The following is a 6,260-nucleotide window of genomic DNA, read 5'->3' as shown; positions in this document are numbered from 1 at the left end:
TAAATAAGCCCGGCGCTTGGCCGGGCTATCTCTTCGCAGACCGTCAAGGGTGAGTCAGAACGGAATCCCGTCATCCTCGGGGTCAAAATCGGGTTGCGGTTGCGGCGCCGATTGTTGGGGGGCCGGTTGTTGTGGCCGCTGTTGCTGCGGCCTTGGCGCCTGGTTGGTGCCGTCCTGGTTCTGCGGTCTGCCCCCCAGCAGCTGCATGGTGCCTTGCATGTCTACGACAATTTCTGTCGTGTAACGCTTGATACCGTCCTTCTCCCACTCGCGGGTTTGCAGCTTGCCTTCGATGTAGACCTGTGAGCCTTTGCGCAGATACTCGCCGGCAATCTCGGCCACCTTGCCGAACAGGGATACCCGGTGCCACTCTGTTTTTTCGACCTTCTGCCCGGTCTGCTTATCGGTCCATTGCTCACTGGTGGCCAAGCTCAAATTGGTCACGGCGTTACCGTTGGGAAGGTAACGAACCTCGGGATCCTGACCGCAAGTCCCTACTAGAATCACTTTGTTGACGCCACGGGCCATGATGGAAACTCCTTTTAGATGCCCCGGCTTACCGGGGCTGTGGGGTGGTTTTAGTATGCGTCGCCTTCGAAGCAACCACACGGGCACGTCATTTCATCAAGGCCGTGTTGGCAATAGCCGTTCTCGGCGTCCTCCTGTTCGCGTGCCGCATTTTCGCTCGCATTCATGTAGCCATATTCGCGGGCATACACAAAAACTTCCGCGAACTCGGGGGCTGTTTCGTCAGTGCCGAACTCGCCCTCGATACCCGCGCAAAAGAAGTTGTGAACGACAGTTTCGTAGGTCGAACCACGCTTACAGGCATACGAAAAAATATCGTCGACCTTGGCTTTCATTTCTTCAATGCTAGGGGCCTTTGGCCCGAAAATGCCCCGAGCAAAAGCCAGGAAATCATCAGCGGTCAGCCAGTTGTGAAAGATTGGGGCGGTGGCTTGAGACTGGGTATGAGTGTTCATTGAAAGCTCCTTCGCGATTTGCCTGGGCGGTTGCCGCCGCTGGTTCCAGGCTGTCTTAGCGGTATTGCTTCGACATAGAAATTATCGCAAATTCACCGAACCAAGTCAACTATTGGTCAAATCTAATTTGACCTCTCGTCGCAGTTCTCGCGTGCGAGAATTTATCGAAATCGCTTGCCAACGCCGCTCTGCCGGGCTGCTCAGAGGCCGAGCGTTGGGCGCGGGAAATAAACGCTTTTCAAAGCAGCAGCCGCAGGCTGCATCAAAACCTTGAGGACTGGAGCGCGCTGCCGGTGGTGGGTCTGCTCGTCAGCTTCGGAAGGTCGCGGTAAGCCCGGACTATCCAGAGCCTGGCCGCGTGCAAGGGGTCGTGGAATACCGCAGGCGCGAAGCGACAAGGATATGCCGCGAAAGCCCCTTGCAGGCAAGGCCGGGCGGCGGATAGGCCATTGGGGCGATCCGCTACCTTCCGATGATGATGAGCCTACCTGGTGTTGCGGAAGGACCGGCAAGCGGAGCGCGCAGGCCGCAGGCCGGAGACGTGAGGATCGAAGCCCGAAGGGCCAAGACCTGGCGCGCTTTTGGCCAGGGCTTGGTTCACGAGAGCCGCCCCCCGAAGGGGGCACGCAAGAGAATGGATTAGTACCGATTGTTCCAGGGCTCGCATCGCACGACTGTGCTTATAAACGCGATGACAAATGCCGAAAACCAGAAGTATTTTTCCTGCAAAGTTGCCTTTCTGAATTCCCCTATCGTGAGCGTGTCAGGTGCGAGAACGTACGCACAAAACACAGCAGTCACCAGAAAACCGATGACAAACATGAGAATCGCAAACTGAGTAGTGCTGAGTTTTTTCATTTTCAAAAGTCCATTTATTTTGGCGATTGAGCCGATGATTTGCAGAGTTGTTCCGGGTCTATGCCTGCGTTCTTTAGCTCAACGTACTGAGAGGACGGCAGTTTAATATCGGCGTTGTAACTTGCGCAGAACTCCCCTAAGTCAAGAGTTGGCCAAGAGCCCTTCGGTCGAACGTTTGACGGGCTTATTCCCGCATCTCGGCTCCAGGTTTCAAAAGCTTGTTTGTACCCTTTATCGAACCCTTTCCCTTCCCATTCCGCACCCTTGCTCACACCCCATGAAAAGCCAATTCCCAAGCCGAGCAGAACGCACGCCGAGCAAGTCAACACGGATGCAGCTATCACGCTCTTTGTGTATGCAGACATATCGTTATCCTTTTTTGAGTCCAGCCAACTCCGCTAATAGCAGCGTGCATTGAGCTGCACTGAGTCGTCCCTGGTCTTTCAGTTCACTGATTGCAGCAGACAAAGCCCCGTATCCCTTCAAAGGGTAATGGGGTTCATATTGTTGCCTTGATATTGAATCTTGTAACCGCTCCAAAGGCTCGCAAACCTCGGGAAACGTTGTAGGAAGGTCGGCCAGCTTGACTGGCGCGGTCACCAGCTCCGGGAAGTAGATGGCCAAGGCTGGTCTATCCGAATCCATCAGAGCCTGAATGCCGTGCCGCAAATCCATTTTGGTGGATCCGCTGGCCAGCCAATAGGCTCCTGCGATTTCATCCTCAGACGCTGTTTCGAGCCACATGAGAACATCGAGGTAATCGGTTGAGCGCTGTGCATTTGTGTTGTCCATTACTTCGGTCCTCAGAGGTCCATTTCATCGCGTGCGGAATCGACCAGCGAACGGCATTGTTCGGCCCTTCGCATGTAGGTCAAGCCGTTGCCAGGCCAGATCGAGGCGGCGGCTTCGTATAGTTCCGCGGCTGAATACCACTTCTTGTGCAGTTCTGCCAACCGCGCAGCGGATTGCAGTGCATGGCAGGAACGTTCGGCTTTGCTTTGAGTGAGGTCACGAAAGTGCATTTGTGGATCTCCTTCGCTAATTTCCCGGGGCGGTTGCCGCCGCTTGTCCTGGGAAGATAAAGCGCCCCGTCAGGGGCGCAGATTCATGCTGCGTTATCTAGGTGATTAGCCAACGAAAGGCCAACGGCCACTGGGCGAACCCATACAGGCATATGGCTGAGCAAGAAGGTTTCCCCTTGCTTGGCGAGCAGGATGGTTTGAGCCATTACACCCGCAATGGCTTCAGCAGCCTTGGGTGGGACCGCGTTCCCGATCCGTTCCCGCCATGCTTGATCACTCAACCCATCCAGTTCGAGCATTTCCTCGGGATCGACAAGGCTTTGCAATGCAGCCATTTCAAGTGTGGTGAATGGGCGGTGCCAGGTGCCGTCGAGACTTCTGATCACGCATGTCAGTCGATCATTAGCTGCCGGCATTCTTGGATCAGCGACACTCCAACGGCCATTGTCCAGGAACGGTGGAACCTTCTCGACATGACGGGCGACCAGCAAGAACCGTTTGCGGGATTGGGCTAGTCCGCCCAGTTCGCCGCAGTCGTGGGTCGTCTCCGAAACGGCGTAGCCGAAGAACTCAAGGATCTGCCCGATCTGATCAAGCAAGTGTCGGCCACGGCTGGCCAGACGCGGTACGTTCTCGAACACGATCAAGCTGACTGGGTTGTGTTGCCATGCTTCGCACATGAGCCAGACGCAACGTAGCGTCAGCTCGTTGAGTGCCTGATATTTGGGGGTGAGGCTCAATGCTTCGGACAATAAGCCCGACGCGCCTTTGCATGGGCTGCTGATGAACACAACGTCAGGATCTTGGTAGCCAGCTGCGCGGCGAATGTCATCCGGCGTAGCCTCCCGCCAATCCGCAGGCGGTTGCTTGCCGTGAAACGCGATGTACTGCTCGCGGGTGAACAGATCCATCTGAGTACCTGGTACACCGGCCAAGCGCTCAAAATCCTTGAGCGCTCCAGCGTCCACGTCGACACCACCGACGCAACGCCATTCGGCCTGCAGCTTGCCGACTACCTCTTTGTTCTGGTTGAAACCCTTTGCGCCGCCGCCAAGACCGCAGCAGAAATGAAAGTGCTTGAGCACGTACCTGATAGGCATGATCGCATTCCGTCACTGGTGCCCGGACCGTGAGGTCCGGGCTTGCTGAGGTCAGATGGCTGAGGCAGTCGCTTCGGCCATGTCGCGGAAGATTTCTGCGTGCAGTTCCAACGGGAACTCTGCGAGAACTTCGCGCTGGCCAATGCCGGAGCGCTGCGCGACAACCATGTACAGGGTGACGGTGGAAGGGATTTGCCCAGGACGGGCTTGGTGGGACGGCTCAACGGTAAAACCGCTGTACTCGCGCAGGGTTTTCGCATCGCTGAAACACAGCAGGTGGGTTTCGGTAGTCATTGATTGAATCTCCTTCGAGTGACTTGGAGCGGTTGCCGCCGCTTTGTCCCAAGCTGCCGAGGCGGGATTGCCTCGACAGACTCAGTATCTCAAAAGATCGATTCTTGGTCAACTAGTAGTATCATTCAATTTTACTAAAAGTTTATTATTTTGATGCTGCTGGAGTACAACCCAGCTCGCGTGGGCCAGCAAGCCGAGCAACGTAACGAGGGTTAGGTTTTCGGTTCAAGTCGTTTTCCTTCGCGCACGTAGCAGCATCTACGCTTGAGCGCGCCCGAACGTACATGGTGTGGATCACTTTCTGTTTCTTGCCCGTATGCGCGATTAAATCAACCGCGAAGGTCTTCCACTCTTTGTCCTTCCAGAAGGCGTGAGCGTCAGCCTCATCGCCGAACAACATGCGTTCTTGGCGTGGTGTCTGATTCATGATTGCACCCGAATGCCCGGCGAACCGGGCTTCCCGAATTAGTAGTCCGTGCCTGCCAACAGCACGTTCCAAAGATCGCCGCTCACAAAGCGCAACTGGCATTTGACGCCTTGGGCGCGAAGCGCGTCCCGCGTCTCGATTGCGAGGGTCAACGAAATTTCAGTGAGCCCAGCCGGTTTGGTAGTGGTCATGGATCAGTAACCCAGCCAATGCAGTACGTCGCGGGAATAGTATTCAGAGTGATCGCCCAGCTCGTCTACGAGATCTGCAAAGTCGAGGGAATGTTTCTCGCACTCGGCTTTGGCTTCGTCGCGGCTTACCACGTTGTCTTCTTCAAGAGCTTCGTCCAGGGTCATGGTTATCACCTCATCTGTCGGGGTTGCCCGGCGCTTACCTGCACCGGGCGCGCTGAGTGTTGATTACTCGGTGTCGTCGCCTTCCAGGTCACTGAGACTCGGTGCCAGGTCGACCAACGCACGCTTCCCCTTCGGATCGATGACAGTGAACACGCATGCGCTACCTGGTTCACCATTCGCGACGTGCTTAGCAAAATACTGTTTTGCAACAGCTTGAGCAGCAGCCAGCGGACCGCCAGTTACATCAACGTCCATTTCCCAAATAACACGATGAACAGCCATTTCTTTCTCCTTCGCAATTCGCTTGGGCGGTTGCCGCCGCTGGTTCCAAGCTGCCGAAGCAGGATTGCTTCGACGGAGAAATTATCTCAACAAACTAAAACCAAGTCAACTATGAGTATCATCCGATAGGACTATTTATTTACTTTCTCGCACGCGAGAATTCGCCCGTCCGCTTGACCTTGTGTCATATATATAATACACTTATACCCATGAAAACGATTATCCAAACCGCCACTTACATGACTTGGGAACGCAAACTGCGTGACAAGAAGGCCAAACTGATTATCGCGGCGCGGGTGTTGCGGGTAGCCCACGGGTTGCTCGGTGACGTGCAGCCAGTAGGTCAAGGCGTCAGTGAGTTGCGAATTCATCATGGCCCCGGCTACCGGGTGTATTTCCAACAGCGCGGCGATCAGCTGGTCCTATTGCTCTGCGGTGGGGATAAAAGCAGTCAGGCGCGGGATATAGAAACCGCTAAAACTCTGGCAAGCCAGTGGAGTGAAGACGAATGAAAGAGCCAATTTACGAATACGATCCAGCGGAATTACTCACTGACGCGGAATCTATCGCCATCTTTATGGCTGATGCTTTCGAATCGGGTGATGCCTCCTTTATCGCGCAAGCGCTGAGCGTGGTTGCTCGCGCCAAAGGCATGACCGCAATTGCAAAAGAGGCAGGCGTTACCCGCGCTCACCTCTACCAACTGAAAAACGGCAACCCGACATTGAAAACCATGATCGGCGTGATGCGTGCGGTTGGCCTGGACATGACAGCAAAACAGCACGTCGACCTGGCCCACGGGTAAACGTAGCGCCGAGTCAAACCCGCCGCTGTGCGGGTTTTTATCAAAAAGTCTTGCCAACGCCGCTTTGCCGGGCTGCTCAGAGGCCGAGCGTTGGGCGCGGGAAATAAACGCTTTTCAAAGCAGCAGCCGCAGG

Annotated in this window: 12 protein-coding genes; 2 read left to right on the top strand and 10 right to left on the bottom strand. The window is 55.3% G+C overall.

The window, feature by feature from the left end; genetic code table 11:
- Positions 1-54: 54 nt before the first annotated feature.
- From AC3WKX_RS20705 to AC3WKX_RS20660, 10 genes are all read right to left on the bottom strand, one after another.
- A complete protein-coding gene (locus tag AC3WKX_RS20705; RefSeq protein ID WP_102606538.1) occupies positions 55-528 on the bottom strand; it encodes a single-stranded DNA-binding protein in 474 nt (157 codons plus the stop codon).
- A gap of 50 nt (positions 529-578) precedes the next feature.
- Positions 579-983 carry a hypothetical protein gene (locus tag AC3WKX_RS20700; protein WP_102606537.1) on the bottom strand — a complete coding sequence of 135 codons (405 nt, stop codon included), beginning with the start codon at positions 981-983 and terminating at the stop codon, positions 579-581.
- Positions 984-2,210: 1,227 nt separating this feature from the next.
- Positions 2,211-2,633 (bottom strand): hypothetical protein, encoded by a 423-nt coding sequence (locus AC3WKX_RS20695; protein WP_102606524.1) that lies wholly within the window; start codon positions 2,631-2,633, stop codon positions 2,211-2,213.
- An 11-nt stretch (positions 2,634-2,644) separates the two neighbouring features.
- Positions 2,645-2,863 carry a hypothetical protein gene (locus AC3WKX_RS20690; RefSeq protein WP_017124954.1) on the bottom strand — a complete coding sequence of 73 codons (219 nt, stop codon included), beginning with the start codon at positions 2,861-2,863 and terminating at the stop codon, positions 2,645-2,647.
- An 83-nt stretch (positions 2,864-2,946) separates the two neighbouring features.
- The gene (locus AC3WKX_RS20685; RefSeq protein WP_102606523.1) at positions 2,947-3,963 is read right to left on the bottom strand and encodes a DNA cytosine methyltransferase; all 1,017 of its coding nucleotides are present in this window, start codon (positions 3,961-3,963) and stop codon (positions 2,947-2,949) included.
- Between the two features lie 51 nt (positions 3,964-4,014).
- Complete coding sequence (locus AC3WKX_RS20680; protein ID WP_102606522.1) at positions 4,015-4,257, bottom strand: hypothetical protein; 243 nt, start codon at positions 4,255-4,257, stop codon at positions 4,015-4,017.
- Between the two features lie 145 nt (positions 4,258-4,402).
- The gene (locus tag AC3WKX_RS20675; RefSeq protein WP_146013721.1) at positions 4,403-4,684 is read right to left on the bottom strand and encodes a hypothetical protein; all 282 of its coding nucleotides are present in this window, start codon (positions 4,682-4,684) and stop codon (positions 4,403-4,405) included.
- A gap of 38 nt (positions 4,685-4,722) precedes the next feature.
- On the bottom strand, positions 4,723-4,875 hold the full coding sequence (locus AC3WKX_RS20670; RefSeq protein WP_158244089.1) for a hypothetical protein: 153 nt from the start codon (positions 4,873-4,875) through the stop codon (positions 4,723-4,725).
- 3 nt (positions 4,876-4,878) lie between these two features.
- On the bottom strand, positions 4,879-5,040 hold the full coding sequence (locus AC3WKX_RS20665; RefSeq protein ID WP_173883036.1) for a hypothetical protein: 162 nt from the start codon (positions 5,038-5,040) through the stop codon (positions 4,879-4,881).
- 63 nt (positions 5,041-5,103) lie between these two features.
- Entirely contained in the window at positions 5,104-5,322 is a 219-nt protein-coding gene (locus AC3WKX_RS20660; RefSeq protein ID WP_102606520.1) for a hypothetical protein, read from the bottom strand.
- 209 nt (positions 5,323-5,531) lie between these two features.
- On the opposite strand from AC3WKX_RS20660, the gene AC3WKX_RS20655 reads away from it, so the two are divergent.
- Both AC3WKX_RS20655 and AC3WKX_RS20650 read left to right on the top strand, forming a co-directional pair.
- A complete protein-coding gene (locus AC3WKX_RS20655) occupies positions 5,532-5,834 on the top strand; it encodes a type II toxin-antitoxin system RelE/ParE family toxin (RefSeq protein ID WP_011475355.1) in 303 nt (100 codons plus the stop codon).
- Positions 5,831-6,127, top strand: coding sequence for an addiction module antidote protein (locus AC3WKX_RS20650; RefSeq protein WP_102606519.1), 297 nt, complete (start codon positions 5,831-5,833; stop codon positions 6,125-6,127). Before AC3WKX_RS20655 ends, AC3WKX_RS20650 begins: the two co-directional genes overlap by 4 nt.
- Positions 6,128-6,260 lie beyond the last annotated feature (133 nt).

It is taken from the genome of Pseudomonas sp. GP01-A4 (assembly GCF_058780865.1).
The sequence above is the reverse complement of the archived record's forward strand: the minus strand, read 5'-3'. Positions and strand labels throughout refer to the sequence as shown.